Genomic DNA, 16,892 nt, shown 5'->3' with positions numbered 1-16,892 from the left:
AGCACCTCCGCCACCCTCTTCAACAATCAACTCTTTGATATTCAAGGAGTTTTTCGTCCCGATGTCGCTGGAAGTGGGGCGCATTATAAGGGGATCTGAAAGCCCGTCAACCGTTTATTTCATATATTTGCAATGTCCGGCGCTGTCTGATGAGGAGCCTCCCCGATCGGCAAGGGCTTGTTCAGCAATACCCCCACCAGCACCGCAAAAATCAGCGCCGCGACACCCGCGCTGCACAGCACCGCCTCGAAGCCGCCGATGAACGCCTGGCGCGCCAGTGGTGCCGCCACCTCTCTCAGCCTTGGGTCGAGCAACGCCAACGCGGCATGCAGATCCCCCGCTGCCACCCGCGTAGCCATCTCCCCCGCCACACCCAACGCCTCGGGTCCCTGGACCGTCAGGGCATCGCGCAGCAGTTGCCCACTGCGCGCCGCAAGGATGCCGCCAAGAATGCCTATGGCAAGGACGATGGCCCCGAAGCGCGTGGTGGTGCTCAGCCCCGAAGCCATACCGGTGCGCTCACGCGGCACGCAGGCCATGATGTTCTTCTGCGTATCACCATTGAGCAGCCCGGCTCCGGCGCCCAGCACGACACTGGCCAGGGCGAACGCGGCATAGCCACTCTGGCCGGTGGCCCAGGCGCAGGCCAGGTTGCCCACCCCGACCAGGACCAACCCCAATGCGAACACCTGGGCCGGCGACAGGCGCGCAGCCATGCGCATGCCCAACCGAGGCGTGAGCAGCATGGCCACGGCGAACGGCAGCATGCCCGCGCCCGCGACCAGGGCCGAGAGCTGCAAGCCGCTCTGCAGGTACAGCGGCAGCAAGGTCATCATCACCTGCGCACAGGCGGCATAGGCGAGCATCCCCAGCAAGGCCCCGATGAAACGCCCGCTGCGCATCAGGCCGAGGTCGACCATCGGCCGCGCCTGGCTGCGCTCGACCATCACGAACAAGCCAAGCAGGAACACGCCGATCAGCAGACGCCCCAACGTGGGGGCGCTATCCCAACCAACCCGATTGGCGTCGATCAAGGCCCAGGTCAGGTAGCCCAGGCCTCCGGCGAAAGTCAGGCTGCCCAGTGGATCGAACCGCGCCGCCGAACCGTCGCGGGACTCCTCGATACTGCTTGCGACCATGAACGCCAGCACGATCACCAGCGGCAGGTTGATATAGAAGATCCAGCGCCAGCCCAAGGTACTGGCGATCAGCCCACCGAGCAGCGGTGCGAAGGTGATGGTCGCGCCCATGCAGGCGCCCCAGAAGGCCCAGGCCCGCATGCGTTCCTGCGGTGCGTGGAAACGGTGGCCGATGGCGGCCAGCGCGGCAGTCAGCAACAACGCGGCACCGATGCCCTTGGCTGCGCGGGCCAGATCAAGGAACAACAGGCTGGGCGCGGCGCCGCACGCCAGCGAGGCAGCGCCGAACAGCGCCAGGCCGAGCAGCAGCATGCGCCGCCTGCCGAAGCGGTCGGCCAGGCTGCCAGCGGGTAGCAGACAGGCAGCGAACGCCAGCAAATACGCACTGACCACCCATTCGATGTTGCTGAACGAGCCGGACAGATCACGGGCAATGCTGGGCAGGCTAACCGCGACGATGTTGGTGTCGAGGATGATCAAGGCGCACACCGCCGAGGCGGTGAACAGGGTGAAGCGCGGTGAGGCGGCGGCAGGCATGAAGGCTCCGTTACAAAGAGCAGGCGGGTCGTCGCCGCTTTACCGCCACGACGCCAGCCTTGTAGTGTTGCCTTCACCATAACGCCGCCGGGCACCTGGCTTGTTAGCCAGCACGTCCCGCGTCATTAGCGCCTGGCTAACGAGGCCCCATGGAGATACGTCACTTCCGCTACTTCCTTGCCGTCGCCCGTCACGGCCACTTCACCCGCGCCGCCGAGCAACTGGGCATCGCCCCGCCGACCCTGAGCCGGCAGATCCAGGACATGGAGCGTGAGCTGGGAGTGCGGCTGTTCGAACGCAGCCAACGCGAGGTAAGCCTCACCGCCGCCGGCCATGCCTTGCTTACCGAGGCCGAACAGGCGGTGCAGCAGTTCGACGCAGCACAGTTGGGTGCGCAGCGTGCAGGTCGCGGCGACAGTGGGAGGATCGAACTCGGCTACGTTGCCTCGGCAGCTTACTCCGGTACCCTGCAGCAACAGGTCAGTCGGTTTGTCCAGGCCTATCCCGACGTACAGCTGAACATTCGCGAAGTGCCCATGCTCGAGCTCCCCTCTCTTGTCGACGAGGGGCAACTCGACCTCGCCTACTTGCGTTCACCGATGGAGCTGCCGCAGCCCCTGAAAGCCGTCGCCTTGCATCAGGAAGGTTTCGTCCTGGCGCTACCGGCCAGCTCGCGCCTCAACGAACTGAAGACCATCCCGGCCTCACGCCTGGCCGACGAAACCTTCATCTTGCCCGAGCAGGTCTCCGGCACACTGGCAATTGCCACCCAGGGCAACTTCACCCCGCGCCTGGGGCCGCAACCGGGCAGCCTGGTGGCGGTACTCACCCTGGTGTCACTGGGCCAGGGCGTGGCCGTGGTACCGGCGTCGGTGTTCCAGCGTATCAGTTTGCCCCAGGTCAACTACCGGCCCATCGCCGACGCCCAGGCAAGTTCATGGCTGAGCCTGGTGCACCGCCGCTTCGAAAAGTCGCCCGCAGTGCTGCGCTATATAGAAGGAGTGCGCCAAGGTGCCAAATGATCAACTACGTACCGGTTATCGAGTGCTGCTGGCGTTGCTCGCCTGCCTGGCCTGGCCCGCGTGGGCCGGCGACGCCATGCAGACGATGGCGCTGGGCAAGCCTGCGCCCTACCCTTTCTTCACCTATGCCAATGTCAGGCTCGACATCCGCCTGCCGGTCCAACACGCAGTGATCGTGCTCCATGGCGTGCACCGTGATGCCGACCACTACTATCGCAACGGCCTGATCCTGCTCGGCAATGCGGGACTCACCCAGGACGACACGCTGCTGCTGGCCCCCCGCTTCTTCAGCGAAGACGATCCCCAGACAACGCCCACTGCGCCCTTGTGGGTAAAAAACCAATGGCTGCAGGGCCACGAGTCCGTGGCCGGACGCACCGGCATCTCAGCATTCGCGGTGCTCGACGACCTTCTCGCCTACCTTGGCGATCGTCATCGATTTCCACACCTTGAAGACATCACGTTGATCGGTCATTCCGCCGGCGGCCAACTGTTGCAGCGCTACACGCTGCTCGGCACGGGCGACCAGGCGCTGCGAGCCCTTGGGATCCACGTGCGCTACATTGTCGCCAGCCCCTCCACCTACCTGTACCTGGATGCCAACCGCCCCCTTGGCGAAGGCTTCGCCCCTTTAGCTGCCGCGCAGTGCCCCGACTACGACCGTTACCGCTATGGCCTGCCGGGCGCACCGGACTACTTCGCCACGCAGCATCTCGATGCCCGCCAGGTGCTCAGCCGCTACGCCGCACGCGACGTGACCTACCTGGTCGGCGAGCGCGACCGTCACCCGCACAGCCGGATCATGGACCGCAGCTGTGCAGCCCAGGCCCAGGGCCGTGACCGGGTCGAGCGGCAACTCAACTACCTGCGCTACGAGGCTTTACTTTCCCAGCGCTGGTCGATAGCGCTCGCGCATAGCCAGTACGTACTGCCGGGCATTGGCCATGACCCCGCCCACCTGCTGACCGATCCAAGCGTTGCCCAACTGCTGTTTTCCGGCCACTGACATACCACCACGCCGCGCAGTACACTGGGCCCCTCCCCCTTTCGGAGACGCCCAAGGTGCATCACGCAGGAAGCGATGAACATCCACCGGCACGTGCCCGATCTGGCGCGGTCATCTGGCTTACCGGACTCTCAGGCGCGGGAAAGTCGACACTGGCCCAGGCCCTGGCCCGAGAGCTCCATGAGCTGGGACATGGCTGCTACGTGCTCGACGGTGATGTATTACGCACAGGGCTAAATGCCGACTTGGGATTCTCACCCGAGGATCGCCATGAAAACATCCGCCGCACAGCCGAGGTGGCGGCGCTGTTCGCCGATGCCGGGCTGATATGCATCGCCGCGTTGATCTCACCTTATCGCGCGGGGCGCGCCGCCGCACGCCAGGCCTGCAAGGCGGGCTTCCACGAGGTGCACGTCAACGCTGATCTGGCCATCTGCGAGGCCCGCGATCCCAAAGGCCTGTATCGCCGCGCCCGAGCGGGAGAGCTGGCGGCCTTTACCGGGATCGATGCGCCCTACGAAGTACCGGAGCGGCCGGAGCTGGTGGTGGAGACGGCACACGTGCCGCTGTCGATAGCAACGGCGCAACTGCTGGCGTACGTACAGCAGCGGGTACTGTACCAACCGCAGTAGGCGCGGGCTGGCCCCGCGCCTGCTGGTTGCGCTCAGCTGCCCGGGGCGATATCGCCACGCTGCCAGCGCGCCTCATTGTTGCTCAAGGCCTGGGCAATATCGGCCAGCTCATTGGACGGCAGGCTCTGCGGCAACGGGTCGAGGCCGGCGCTGGCGAACAGCTGGCCATAACTGTTGCGCAGCTCGGCATAAGCCAAATCGCGACGCAGGTCGGCCTGCAGCGCGTTCAACTCGCCCTGGATCAGCTCGAGCTCGCCGATCCCTTGTGCCTGGTGGCGGTTACGCAGTTGCTCGACGATCTGCTGGTCGAGGCTCACCAGTTGCTGGCTGGTGGTGAACTGGCGACGGGCTTCATTGTAGTTGGCGTTGGCCACGTACAACTGTGCAAGGATAGCCATGGACATGGCCTGGCGCCGTGCCTCGACCACCTGCTCGCCGGCCTTGGCCACATCTATGGAGGCAGGCCCCGACAGCACGTTGAACAGGTTCCAGGTGACCTTCACGCCATAATCGGCCCAATGCTGGTTGATCAGGAAGCTGTTGCTGTCGTAGTGACCGCCGGCCGAAAACTCCAACCCCGGCAACATGCGCAGCATCGACTTGCGCACCTCGGCGGCACTGATACGTGCCTGATAGTCCTGCTCACGCAGCTCGGGACGGGTCGCCAAGGCCTGCTGCTCCAGCGCTTCGAGGCCCACCTTGAGCTCCGGCACGCTGTAGTCATCGGTGGCGGCGAGGGTCAGCTCGGTGCCGGGCGGCAGGTTGATCAACGCGCCCAGCTCGGTCTTGGCCAGCGACAAGGCCCGACGTTGCTCTTCCAACTGGCGGGTGGCCTCGATCAGCGCGCGCTGGTAGCCAAGCGCCTGGATCGGATCGCCGATGCGTTGCTCGCCCAGACGCTGGCTGTTGTCCCTGGCCTGGTCGACGCGCACCATCAGCGCATCGATCTGCTTGAGCAGGCGTTCGGCAGCCACGGCCCGCCAATAGGCCGAGCGCACGTCCTGGATGATGGTCTGCACCACCTTGCGCCGACGCTCCTGCACGATCAGGCGCTGGTCGCCCTGCTGCTTGGCGCTGACGTAGCTGACGCCGAAGTCGAGAACGTTCCAGACCATGGTCAGGTCGGCCACGTCGCGGTCACGGTCCTGGGAGGTCGACGGCTCCAGGGACTGGGTGTTGGTCAGCACGCTACGGCTGCTCGACGCGCTGACGTTACTGCGCCCGGCATAACCGGCCGACAGGGCCATGCGTGGCAGCATGTCGAAGCTGGCCAGGTCAACCTGGCGCTGGGCCAGGGCCTCCTCCATGACTTTCAGGCGGGCTTCCAGGTTGTACTTGACCGCCCTGGCCATGGCCTGGTGCAACGTCAGCGGCCCGTGCAGCGCCTCCTGGCCTTTGAACATACTGGCCAGGTCGGCCTTTGCCCGCTGCTCGCTGACGCTGCGGTCAATGGGCTGGGTCTTGACCGCGCACCCCGTCACCGCCAACGCCAGCACGCTTACCGCGAAAATCCTCGATGCTCTGCTCATCCCTGTCCGCCCCCTTGGTACGGCACTGCTGTTCTTCTAATGGATAGCTTGCGTCCGCTGGCTCATGCCTGCGGCGCGGGTACCTCTACCTGCCCCAACGCCTGCGCCAGTTGCCTGGCCTGACGTTGCTCCCCCTCCCGGAAGGCCTGCAGTTGCTGCCCCAGGGTTGGAGCCCCGGTCAAACCCTTCTCTGCCTCCGCTCCCTGGCGGAACGGCTTGCCGCCGCTGAGCTCGAACTGGCCACCGTCATCCGGCAGCGTCTTGTCGAAGATGTTGGCCAGGCTGCTGGCCCCGAAGACATTGGCGTCCCCACCGCCAAAGCCGAGGAAGCCGGCCCCAGAACCATTGCCGATGGCACTGTCACCCTGGTGACCGGCGAATACCTGGGCCAGATAGCTCGGCGCCAGCGCGCCGTTGTGGATGAACAGGTTGCCCAAGGTCGGCAGCCCGCCACCCGATGTCGGAACCTCGAACAACGGTTGTGGCAACAGCGGTGACTGGTATGGCGCGGTCACCGGTAGGGGCGAGACCGACACAGGCATGCCCGGGCTGACCTGCACCGGCTGCGCGGGCGGATAGGCCCGGAACTCCGGATCACCATCGTTCGACTGCAGGGCCACGCCTTGCCCGATAAAGCCGCCGACCAGCGCGTTGCCCGCAGCATCGGTAATGCCGGTACCACTGGATCTGAGCGCCAGGGCCAGGCTACCGGCGCCGGCCACACCGCCGACGTTGATTTGCCAGGTGCGACCGTCGAGACGCACCAGCGATTGCAGGGTGCCGCTGGCGTTGCCATTGCCCACCAGCTCGAAGTCTGCCAGGTCGACACCGCTGACATCCTCACTGAAGGTCACGGTAAACGACTGGCCACCTGGTGTCGGCGAGGGGTTGGCCACGATCGACACCACGGTGGGTGGCGTACCATCGACGACCACACCATGGGTGTCACCGACATTTTCAAGAGCCGGTGTCAGCGCGTTGCCGGCGGCGTCCCTCAGGCTCGCCCCGTTGGCCGACAGCCCCAGCACCTGGATGCCGTCGGCATCGTTGTCACCGGCCTGGACTTGATATTGGAACACCAGTGTCGGCGTGCCCGAGCCGGCCACGAAGTCGGCGTACACCGTGCGCCCGCCCACATCCAAGGCAAGACGGGGTACCCCGTCGACCACCACCGCTTCGCTGGTGTTGACCACGAAGGTGAGCACATCGCCGGTGTTGTAGAGGACGCCGACCGGCACACTGACACTGCCCACCGTGGGGGCATCGCGGTCGATGCTGTACACGGCACCGGTGAGCCCCCCGACCAACGCGTTGCCAGCCACATCGGTGATGCCGGTCGCACTGCCATTGAGGTTCAGGCCCAAGGTACCGGTCCCGCTCACACCGCTGACGGTGATCACATAGACACCGCCGCCCAGCGCTTGCAGGCCACTGAGCGTGCCGGATGCCGAGCCACTGCCGACCAGCGTGAAGTCGGCCAGGTCGACACCGCTGACTTGTTCACTGAAAGTCACCGTGAAACGCACACTCTGTGCATTGCTCGGCGACGGGTCGAGGGTGACGATACCGACCGCTGTCGGCGCCTGGGTGTCGACCAGCACCTGATGGGTGTCGGACACACCATTGAGGGTCAGGTTCATGGCGTTGCCCGCAGCGTCGGTGAGGGTCGCGCCATTGGCGGTGAGACCGGTGACGGTGACACCATCGCTGTCGTTGTCGCCGGGCTGGATGGTGTACTGGAACACCAGGGTCGTGGTGCCGGCCCCAGCCACCAGGTCGGCGAACACCGTGTGGCCGCCGATGTCCAGGGCCAGGCGCGGCGAACCCGCCACCTGCACAGCTTCGCTGGCGTTGACCACGAACACCAGAGCGTCGCCTGCGTTGTAGGAAACCCCGGCCGGGCCTCCGACGCTGGTCACGCTGGGCGCTCGGGTGTCGATGGCATAGTTGTTGGAGTCGGTGCTGCCTATCCCGGCGTTGCCGGAGCTCGCACCCACGACGCCGGTATTGTCCAGGGTGATCAGGTTGCTGGTGTCCTCGACATTGCTGGTTGGGGTCAGGGTCGCGGTCCAGGTGATGCCGCCATCGCTGCTGCTCAACCCGCTCAAGGTACCGTTGGCCACGCTCAGGTCGGCCAGGGTAAAACCGCTGACCGTTTCGCTGAAGGTGATGGTCACCAGTGATGTCTCGCCAACGCGCAGGGCCGTGTCGGCGACCACGACGGTGGCCGTGGGGACGACGGTGTCGACTGTGTAGTTGGCCGACGAGGTAGTGCCGACACCGGCGTTGCCGGCCAGGTCGCTGACACCGGTATTGTTCAGGGTGATCACATTGCTGAGGTCCCTCACCCCATTGCTCGGGGTGAAGGTGGCAGTCCAGGTGATACCGCCGTCGCTGCTGCTCACGGCGCTCAGGGTGCCATTGGCCACCGAGAGGTCGGCGTTGGTGAAACCGGTCACCGCTTCGCTGAAGGTGAAGGTTACCGTGGTGGTCTCCCCCGCTGTCAGATTGGGGTCGGCGATCACGATAGTGGCTGTCGGGCGCTGGCTGTCGATGGCGTAGTTGTTCGAATCGGTGCTGCCGGTGCCGGCGTTGCCCGCGATATCCGTCACACCTGTGTTGTCCAGGGTGATCAGGTTGCTGGTGTCGGTGATACCGGCGGCCGGGGTCAGGGTCGCGGTCCAGGTCACGCCGCCGTCGCTGCTGCTCACCGCGCTCAGGGTGCCGTTGGCGATCGTCAGGTCGGCATTGGTGAAGCCGGTCACCGCCTCGCTGAAGGTGATGGTCACCAGTGACGTCTGGCCGATGGTCAGGTTGCTGTCGGCCACCACGATGGTGGCGGTCGGGCGCTGGGTGTCGATGGCGTAGTTGTTCGAGCTGGTGGTGCCGGAGCCAGCGTTGCCGCTGCTCGCGCCGACCACGCCGCTGTTGTCGAGGACGATCAGGTTGGTGCTGTCGGTGATGTTGCCGGTCGGGGTGAAGGTGGCGGTCCACGTGATGCCGCCGTCGCTGCTGGACACCGCGCTCAAGGTGCCGTTGGCCACCGTCAGGTCGGCATTGGTGAAACCGGTCACCGCCTCGCTGAAGGTGAAGGTCACCTGGCTGGTGTCGCCCACGCGCAGGGCCGGGTTGCTCACCACCACCGTCGCCGTGGGCTGCAGGGTACTGACTGTGTAGTTGGCGGAGCTGGTGGTACCGGCACCGGCATTGCCGGCCAAGTCGGCCACCCCGGTGTTGTTCAAGGTGATGACGTTGGTGGTGTCCTGCACGTTGACCGTCGGGGTAAAGGTGGCCGTCCAGGTGATGCCGCCGTCGCTGCTGGACAGCCCGCTCAAGGTGCCGTTGGGCGCCGTCAGGTCGGCCAGGGTGAAGCCGCTCACCGCTTCGCTGAAGGTGATGGTCACCGTGGTGGTCTCACCCACGGTCAGGTTGCTGTCGGCCAACACGATGGTCGCGGTCGGGCGCTGGGTGTCGATGGCGTAGTTGTTCGAGTCGGTGGTCCCGGCGCCAGCGTTGCCGGCGGCATCGGTCACCCCAGTGTTGTCCAGGGTGATGACGTTGGTCGCGTCGGTGATGGCGCTGGTCGGGGTAAAGGTCGCCGTCCAGGTGATGCCACCATCGCTACTGGACACCGCGCTCAGGGTGCCGTTGGCCACGCTCAGGTCGGCATTGCTGAAGCCGGTCACCGCCTCGCTGAAGGTGATGGTTACCAGCGACGTCTGGCCGATGGCCAGGTTGCTGTCGGCCACCGCGATGGTCGCGGTCGGGCGCTGGGTGTCGATGGCGAAGTTGTTCGAGTCGGTGGTACCGGCCCCAGCGTTGCCGGCGGCATCGGTCACCCCAGTGTTGTCCAGGGTGATGACGTTGGTCGCGTCGGTGATGGCGCTGGTCGGCGTGAAGGTCGCCGTCCAGGTGATGCCGCCATCACTGCTGGACACCGCGCTCAAGGTACCGTTGGCCACGTTCAGGTCGGCATTGGTGAAGCCGGTCACCGCTTCGCTGAAGGTGATGGTCACCAGCGAGGTTTCACCGATCCTCAGGCTGCTGTCGGCCACCACGATGGTCGCGGTCGGGCGCACGGTATCGATGGCGTAGTTGTTCGAGTTGGTGGTGCCGCTGCCGGCGTTACCCGCCAGGTCGGTCACGCCGGTGTTGTCCAGGGTGATGACGTTGGTCGCGTCGGTGATGGCGCTGGTCGGGGTAAACGTCGCCGTCCAGGTGATGCCGCCATCACTGCTGGACACCGCGCTCAAGGTGCCGTTGGCCACGTTCAGGTCGGCATTGGTGAAGCCGGTCACCGCCTCGCTGAAGGTGATGGTCACCAGCGAAGTTTCACCGATGGTCAGGTTGCTGTCGGTGACCACGATGGTCGCGGTCGGGCGCACGGTATCGATGCTGTAGTTGGCCGAGCTGGTGGTGCCGGCGCCAGCATTGCCGGCCAGATCGGTGACGCCTGCGTTGTTCAGGGTAATGACGTTGCTGGCATTGGTGAGGTTGTTGGTCGGGGTGAAGGTGGCGGTCCAGGTCTTGCCGCCATCGCTGCTGGACACCGCGCTCAAGGTGCCGTTGGCCACCGTCAGGTCGGTATTGGTGAAGCCGGTCACCACCTCGCTGAAGGTGATCGTCACCGTGGCGGTCTCGCCCACTTTGAGGGCCGTGTCGCTGAGTGTGATGGTGGCGGTGGGCGGGACGGTCTCGTGGATGGCCACCGACACCGATGCCGCGCTCGAAGTGCCACCATCGCCATCGTTGACCGTGACCGACAAGGTACGGGTGGCCTGGCCGATGCTGTTGGCGGCATTGCTGTTGTCGTAGGTGAGGTTGCGCACCACCGCCTGGACCGCCGCCGCCGTGGCATTGCCGTTGAATGTCAGCACCAGGTTTGCGCCCCCCGTGCCTCCGGTATAGGTGCCGATGGCCACGCCGCCGTAGCTGACCGTGTTGCCGCTGACGCCGATCTGCCCGGCGCCATTGCCCTGGTTGCGAATGCCCAGCACATCTTCGCCGGCTACGCCGTTGGCGCTCACCGCCACGGTCAGGTTGCCGCCGGCGAAGTCGACCGAGTCGCTGTCGGTGACGGTGGCATTGCCGCCGCTGTCGAGCAGCACCGAGCCTGCGCCTTGGGTGAAGGTCTGACTGTCGCCGTTGAGGTTGGCGATCACCGGCGCGGCGTTGAGTGGCTGGACCACCACCGAAGCGGTGCGGGTGGTGCTGCCCATGTCGTCATTGACGCTGACCGTTACGCTGCGCGTGCCGCTGGTGTATGCCCCGGTGCTGTTGCCGTAGGCGACCACGGCGAGGATCGAGCGGTACTGGGCCAGGGTGGCCACACCGCTGAGCGACAGCACCGTGGTGCCGGAGCCGCTGATGGTGATGCCGTAGCTGGCCGCGGTGGCGATCTGCCCGGCGCTGAGCGACAAGGTTTCGTTGCCGCCGTCGAGCACGCCACCGAGGGTCAAGGTCGCACCGCTGACCTGGGTGTCGCCGTCGGTCTGGGTGAGGCTGATGTTCGGCACGATGGCCACCGGGCTGCCGGTGAAGTTGACCGTGCTGTCGTTGCCCCCGGTGCCGGTGTCCAGGTCGACCACCGGCGGCGCCGAATACAGCACCTCGTAGGCGCCGATATCAACGCCACCGCCACGGGGCCGGTCGAAGCCGCGCAGGTCGGTGAGCGGTGCGCCGGCGAGGGTGCCCTGGTCGATGGCGTTGCTGGCGGTGCTGGCCAAGCGGTAGTCACCGGTGGCGGTGTTGACGAAGTTGACCGCGGTACCGATCAAGTTGGTGGTGCTGGTGTAGCCGCCGCCAACGCCACCATTGGTGGCCGCATCGAGCTGGGTGCCGTTCACGGTATTGCCGGTGAAAATGCTGTTCTGCACCGTCACCGTGCCGGCCTGGCCGCTGACCCAGCCGAGGCCGCCCGAGGCGATGCTACCGGTACTGGTGTTGAGGAACACGTTGTTGGCGATGGTGCTGTTGGTGATGCGCACCGTGCCCCCGCTGTTGCTCAGCACGATGATCGAGCCGGCCGCCACCGTGCCGGTGGCGCCGTAGGTGCCGGTGTTGTTGTAGATGGCGACGTTTTCCAGCACGTGGTTGTTGGCGCCGCCCAGGCGCACGAGCGTCGACATGGCGGTGCCGCCGACAATGCTGGCGCTGTTGTCGTGGATCGTCGTGTTGCGCACCACCACGGTGGATCCTGCGGTGGTCGCCGAGTTGATCACCGTGCCGGCGTTGCTCTCGAAGTTGGAGTCCTCGACGGTGATCGAGCCGCCGTTGGCGCGGATCGCGCCGCCAGCGATGTTGCTGGAGAAATGACGGAAATCCAGGTTGCGCACGGTCAGCACGCCCCCGCCGTTGCTTTGCAGGCCCGAGGCTTCGAGGGTATCGCGGGTACCGTTGTTGTTGACGTCACCGCTCAAGATGATGTCGCCCTTGCCGTCGCCGTCGACATCACCGTTGATGGTGATGTTGCTGGTCACCGCCAGTGCCGTGGCCGAGGACCAGCGGATGGTCTGCCCTTTCAGGTTCTGGTGGAACACGATGATGTCGCTGCCGCTGCCTGCGGCCGAGCCGTCCACCGAGGTGTCGGTGTTCGCGGCCTGGATGGCCTCGGCCAGGGACACCTGGCCATCGTTGGTGATGGCCGACGCATCGGTGGTGGTGACGGTGATGGTCGCAAGCGAAGTGTTGAAAGCCGACAGGTTGCCACGCTGCACGCCGACGTCCGTTGCAACCACCCCGGAGACGGTCTCCAGCGCCCAGTCCTCGCCGGCGCGGTTACCGGTGGCGTCGGACGAAGCGCCTACATCCGCACCGCTGAGCCGCGCCACTTCGTTGACGAACAGCTGGCCGTCGCTGCCGGCCCCGGTGTTGCAGGCAAAGAACCGGATGTCACCGCCCGGCGCCAGGCTGCTGCCAATACGCGCAAGGTCCGCGCCATGGCTGGCCAGCTGGTTGGCCCAGATGGCGTTGCCGGCCAGGTAGACATAGCCCTTGTCACCGTGGCTGATGATATCGATCGAGGTCACGTCGTTGCGGCCATCGAGGTAATCGGCGATCTGCTTGAAACCATCCTTGCCGTTCTCCAGCACCACCACTTCGACCCCGGCGGGCAGGCCGGCAATGAGCTTCTGGTAGTCGCTGACGGCGGAGTCGACGAACACGACTTCGTGGTTGCCCGAGGCTGCCGTGACCGGCGCGGTGGCGGGCGCCGCCTCGTGGACGGGCTCGTGGGTGGCGCTGTCGCGGGTGCTGGCCGCATCGCTGGCGGCGCTGGTGTCCTTGGCTGCGGCAGCCGCCGTCTCGACTGCCTGAGCCCCCTGGTCGGCGACCACGCCCACCGAGGCGTCGAACATCATGCGTGGCTCCAGGGCCTGGATAAGGCTCGGGCGGCTTGTGGAAACAGTGGTTGTGTGGGTGGCCTTGCCGCGTTTCCAGAATGCCATGATGCCCTCGCTCAGCCCTGGGGCTGGTTATGCTTGCCATCCTTGCGAATGAGGACGGCCTGTCCTTGTTGGGAAATCCTGAACAGACGGCGGGGCGCCGATGTGCGCCCCGCAGTCCTCCTGCTACCTGCCCGACATCAGTTGCGCGACGGGAAGATACCGCTGGTGGCGATGATGAAGTTGATGCCCAGGTAAGGGCTCTGGATCGAGAACGGCTGGTTACCGCCGCTGGTCACGCCCGTGGAGGCCGGGATGGTGACGTTGAATGGCTTGAGCGTCGTGTTGCTGGTGGTCGAGGCGTAGATGTCGATTGCGGCGCCGGAACCGGTGGTGTCCTTGGGTTTGGCCAACACGCCAGTGGTCGAAGGCGCGGGCAGATCGGCATCACCTTCGGCGGCCGGAATGGCGACCGACACGGTACTGGCCGGAATGTTCACCGCCTGCGGCACCATGTTCAGCGATGTCAGGGTGACCGTTGGCGTACCGGCCGCCTCGCCGAGGTCGACAATCGGCAATCCGGGGCCCTGTCCCTGCTGGACCGGCGCACGACCACGCAGATCAGGCAGCGCGAACGTGGTCTGACCGTTGCCACCGTAGGTGGTGCCCAGGATCGAGAACAACGCAGTGTTCTGGGCAATGCTCAGAATCTGCCCTTGGCAAAAGGCCCAGCCCCGTGGGGCGAAGTTGCCCGCGAACAAGGTGATCTGACCGAGATACGGCTCACTCATTTGCTGCACTCCTCTGACAACACCGCAAGAGCGGGCCCCATGGCCCGCGGGAAATCACGCATGACAGCCGCCCTCAGAGCGGCCGCTCGACGTGGAAAATCGCTTCAAGCACCGGTCGCCCATCGCTGTCGGGGCCTACCGGGGTCATCATCAGTAGCCAGCCCTCCTCGCCCGGTGGCGACAGGCGAAACAGCGCTTGCGGCAGCACCGTGCCGGCCGGCAGGGCGAACTCCGCGGCATAACGCTGGTGACGCGGCGACATGGCCGGTCCTTCGGTCACGGCCAGCAGTTGCGCCTGGAGCGCCTGTTCGTCGCTGATCCACAGCTGGAAGTGGCTGCCGGTGGCCTGATGCAAATCGGCGAAGCTGGGCATGGCATGCATGGCGGCTGATCCTTCAGGCACGAATGGCAAGGGCGGACGCCGGGCGGCGCATCTTCAGAGACAGGCCGGTCTCGCCGACCACCTCGAACCCGCAGCGCTGGTAAAGCCGCAAGGCCGGGTTATGAGGGGTGACATGCAGGCCGGCGCTGAGGCCGTCGGCATCGGCGTGTGCCAGCCACTGCCCGAGTAACCGGCTGCCGATGCCGCGCCCGCACCAGGCGGGCAGCAGGGCCATGTCGATGAACTGCACGTGGCTGTCGGTCCAGTGCAGGTAGACGCGGCCAATGGGCTCGCCCGCCACTTCGATGATGAAGAAGTCGGCGTCGGCGAACTGGACTTGGTAATAGTCGTGCTGGGCTTGGAACTGCTGGTCGAGGAACACATCGATGGCGGCCTGGGGCCACGGCAGCAGGGCCATTTCGGCGGCACGGGTGGTGCCGTAGAGGGTGCGCAGGAACGCCCGGTCGACGTCCACGATGGGACGGAGGCTCACCTCGGAAATGGACATCGGGTATGGCTTCCCTGCATAAGGTTACCCCATGGTGAGGGGCGCACATCCAAGTGAATTGTCCTACACAATCTGCAGCAGCGTAGCCGAAGAGCAAGGCAAATAGCCACTACCCAAACAGGGTCTTTTCAACTTTTTTCTCAAACACCCGTTCGAGGTCGTTTGACGCCATTTCCTAGACGTTTCGCAACCGTATGGATTCCAACGCGTTGTAAGGCGCCTGGGCCCAACGGATGACCGCAGCCCGTATTTCGTCGTCGGCCTCCTCGCGCTTGCGCTGGCTGTCGGCGCTGAAGTTCATGGCCGGCTGCTTGGCGTCGAAGGCCGCGACGGCGCGCAGGTCAGCCACATCGCCTGGCTGGATGCCGAACAGTGGCCCGAGGCGTCCCCAGACGGCGTCGGGCAATTCGCTGTAGTTCACGGCGATGGCGCCGTGGCGTTCGCACAACGTTAGGCCAGCCGCGAGAATTTCGCCAATCATCCGGCAGGTGTATTCCACCGTGCCCATGGCTTGGGGGGCTGGCAGCAGGCTGTCGAGGCCCGAAGCACCAAGCAGCCCCGGCACCCGGTGCATGCCCGCCTGGCGCAGTTGCGAGACAACGATTTCCAGTGGGTCGCGGTAGAGGAATACCCGGGCCGCATCGGGATACAGCGCCGTCAGCAGCGGTGCGTCGAAGATGTTCCAGGCGTCGAGCTTGATCAGCAGTTGCTGCTCGTCACCCTGGCGGCGCTGGCCATAGGCCGAGCACAGTGCGCGCAGGGCCTCGGCTTGCCAGCTTGCAGCGGCTGGATCCTGGCGCGCGGCGCGCAGCAGGTTGTCCAGCGGCGCAGGTTCGGACAGCACGATGTTACGGGGCTGGCTGGCCAGCAACTGAGCGACCAGGGTCGAACCACAACGTGAAGCGTGGAACAGCAGGGCCGTGGGGCTCAGGCCCGGACTGCGTGCATACCCGTCGAGCAGCGCCTGGACATCGGTTTCACGGCGCATCGCCTGGTTGAACGGCAGGCGCAGCGCCAGGTCGACATCGTCGCGGAAGAATGGCCGGGTCAGGCGCCGCTCGCCAAACCAGCACCAGTCCACCCGCCAGCCGGCGTCGCCTTGCCAGAGGCGAATGGGCAGCCAGCCCTGGAAGTCCAGCGGAGTATTCATACGCGCCATTGATCGCTCCATGCCTGCTTGCCCCGGCGCATGGCGGCCAAGACCTCTGCGTCGGAAAAAAACTGCCCATGCTCGGCGCCCAATCGCACGGCCTCGGCGACGAATGCTCGAGGGTCCTCAAGTGCCTGCAGGCGTGCGGCCAACGCCGCAGACTCGGCCACCTGCTGACGGAACCGTTCGAATGCCTGCCCCGCCCTGCCCACCTGCAACGTTGGCGTGCGCGCCAGCCCCTCCTCGATCAGTGCCAGCAGCCAAGGGGCTGGCGTGCAGTCGAGCACCAGGTGGATGCGTTCGCCGGGCCCGGGGTTGTTGACTCGGTGAGGTCGCGACAGGTCGATGAACCAGCATTCGCCGGGGCACATCGGCACCTGCAGGTCGTCCACCAGAAATTCAACGCCGGGCGGGCTGATCAAAGGAATGTGCAGGCGCAGGCAGCCGCCGGGGCGCCCCAGGTCGGGGTCGCGGTGCTCGTGGATCCTGGCACCCTCCCCCAGGCGCAGCAGACGGGCGGCGCGCAGCGAGGACTGGAACGGCGCCAGCACTGCTTGCCAGGCTGCTTCGCCCTGCCACCAGATCAGGTCTTTGGGAGCGCCCAGGCCAGGAGCCAGTGGCACCGAGGCATCCTCGGCGGTGACCAAGGCCACACCACTCCAGTCCCCCTCGTGATACCCCCTGTTGAAATGCGCCTGCCAGGCCTCGGCCCGTACCCGGGCCAATGCCTGCAGCAATGCCGGTAAGTCCGTGGCCAAAGCCAGTCGGGAACAACGCGGCAACGTGACCTCACTCATGCAGCGCCCTCGCAGTG

At 65.8% G+C, this 16,892-nt stretch carries 11 protein-coding genes; 3 read left to right on the top strand and 8 right to left on the bottom strand.

Annotation, left to right across the window (positions count from 1 at the left end):
- Positions 1-119 precede the first annotated feature (119 nt).
- Positions 120-1,676, bottom strand: coding sequence for an MFS transporter (locus tag AC25ND_RS20265; protein WP_486976553.1), 1,557 nt, complete (start codon positions 1,674-1,676; stop codon positions 120-122).
- A 149-nt stretch (positions 1,677-1,825) separates the two neighbouring features.
- Between AC25ND_RS20265 and AC25ND_RS20260 the strand changes: the two genes are divergently transcribed.
- Genes AC25ND_RS20260 through cysC form a run of 3 tightly spaced genes read left to right on the top strand, consistent with a single transcriptional unit; the run spans position 1,826 to position 4,336 of the window.
- Complete coding sequence (locus AC25ND_RS20260; RefSeq protein ID WP_486971348.1) at positions 1,826-2,698, top strand: LysR family transcriptional regulator; 873 nt, start codon at positions 1,826-1,828, stop codon at positions 2,696-2,698.
- Positions 2,688-3,704, top strand: coding sequence for a hypothetical protein (locus AC25ND_RS20255; RefSeq protein ID WP_486971347.1), 1,017 nt, complete (start codon positions 2,688-2,690; stop codon positions 3,702-3,704). The genes AC25ND_RS20260 and AC25ND_RS20255 overlap by 11 nt, the downstream gene beginning before the upstream one ends.
- Positions 3,705-3,760: 56 nt before the next feature.
- Positions 3,761-4,336 carry an adenylyl-sulfate kinase gene (cysC, locus tag AC25ND_RS20250; RefSeq protein WP_486971346.1) on the top strand — a complete coding sequence of 192 codons (576 nt, stop codon included), beginning with the start codon at positions 3,761-3,763 and terminating at the stop codon, positions 4,334-4,336.
- 32 nt (positions 4,337-4,368) lie between these two features.
- On the opposite strand, the gene AC25ND_RS20245 is transcribed toward cysC, so the two are convergent.
- From AC25ND_RS20245 to AC25ND_RS20215, 7 genes are all read right to left on the bottom strand, one after another.
- Positions 4,369-5,865, bottom strand: a complete 1,497-nt coding sequence (locus tag AC25ND_RS20245; RefSeq protein ID WP_028692044.1) for a TolC family protein — start codon at positions 5,863-5,865, stop codon at positions 4,369-4,371.
- 62 nt (positions 5,866-5,927) lie between these two features.
- Positions 5,928-13,310: an Ig-like domain-containing protein gene (locus AC25ND_RS20240; protein ID WP_486976552.1), complete on the bottom strand. Its 7,383-nt coding sequence runs from the start codon at positions 13,308-13,310 to the stop codon at positions 5,928-5,930.
- Between the two features lie 137 nt (positions 13,311-13,447).
- A complete protein-coding gene (locus AC25ND_RS20235; RefSeq protein WP_062362022.1) occupies positions 13,448-14,038 on the bottom strand; it encodes a phage tail protein in 591 nt (196 codons plus the stop codon).
- A gap of 73 nt (positions 14,039-14,111) precedes the next feature.
- Positions 14,112-14,420 carry a DUF6916 family protein gene (locus AC25ND_RS20230; RefSeq protein ID WP_062362019.1) on the bottom strand — a complete coding sequence of 103 codons (309 nt, stop codon included), beginning with the start codon at positions 14,418-14,420 and terminating at the stop codon, positions 14,112-14,114.
- A 13-nt stretch (positions 14,421-14,433) separates the two neighbouring features.
- Complete coding sequence (locus AC25ND_RS20225; RefSeq protein ID WP_062362016.1) at positions 14,434-14,928, bottom strand: GNAT family N-acetyltransferase; 495 nt, start codon at positions 14,926-14,928, stop codon at positions 14,434-14,436.
- A gap of 175 nt (positions 14,929-15,103) precedes the next feature.
- Positions 15,104-16,087, bottom strand: a complete 984-nt coding sequence (locus tag AC25ND_RS20220; protein ID WP_028692048.1) for a sulfotransferase — start codon at positions 16,085-16,087, stop codon at positions 15,104-15,106.
- On the bottom strand, positions 16,075-16,875 hold the full coding sequence (locus AC25ND_RS20215) for an aspartyl/asparaginyl beta-hydroxylase domain-containing protein (protein WP_028692049.1): 801 nt from the start codon (positions 16,873-16,875) through the stop codon (positions 16,075-16,077). Before AC25ND_RS20215 ends, AC25ND_RS20220 begins: the two co-directional genes overlap by 13 nt.
- Positions 16,876-16,892 lie beyond the last annotated feature (17 nt).

The sequence above is a fragment of the Pseudomonas sp. P110(2024) genome (assembly GCF_057480795.1).
Note: the sequence above shows the minus strand (reverse complement) of the source record. Positions and strands in the feature narration are given on the sequence as shown.

What these genes read in the sequence shown, in the direction of transcription:
- AC25ND_RS20225 (WP_062362016.1), bottom strand. Translation starts at nt 14,928, where the DNA reads ATGTCCATTTCCGAGGTGAGCCTCCGTCCCATCGTGGACGTCGACCGG.
- AC25ND_RS20240 (WP_486976552.1), bottom strand. Translation starts at nt 13,310, where the DNA reads ATGGCATTCTGGAAACGCGGCAAGGCCACCCACACAACCACTGTTTCC.
- AC25ND_RS20230 (WP_062362019.1), bottom strand. Translation starts at nt 14,420, where the DNA reads ATGCATGCCATGCCCAGCTTCGCCGATTTGCATCAGGCCACCGGCAGC.
- AC25ND_RS20215 (WP_028692049.1), bottom strand. Translation starts at nt 16,875, where the DNA reads ATGAGTGAGGTCACGTTGCCGCGTTGTTCCCGACTGGCTTTGGCCACG.
- AC25ND_RS20235 (WP_062362022.1), bottom strand. Translation starts at nt 14,038, where the DNA reads ATGAGTGAGCCGTATCTCGGTCAGATCACCTTGTTCGCGGGCAACTTC.
- AC25ND_RS20245 (WP_028692044.1), bottom strand. Translation starts at nt 5,865, where the DNA reads ATGAGCAGAGCATCGAGGATTTTCGCGGTAAGCGTGCTGGCGTTGGCG.
- AC25ND_RS20260 (WP_486971348.1), top strand. Translation starts at nt 1,826, where the DNA reads ATGGAGATACGTCACTTCCGCTACTTCCTTGCCGTCGCCCGTCACGGC.
- AC25ND_RS20220 (WP_028692048.1), bottom strand. Translation starts at nt 16,087, where the DNA reads ATGGCGCGTATGAATACTCCGCTGGACTTCCAGGGCTGGCTGCCCATT.
- AC25ND_RS20265 (WP_486976553.1), bottom strand. Translation starts at nt 1,676, where the DNA reads ATGCCTGCCGCCGCCTCACCGCGCTTCACCCTGTTCACCGCCTCGGCG.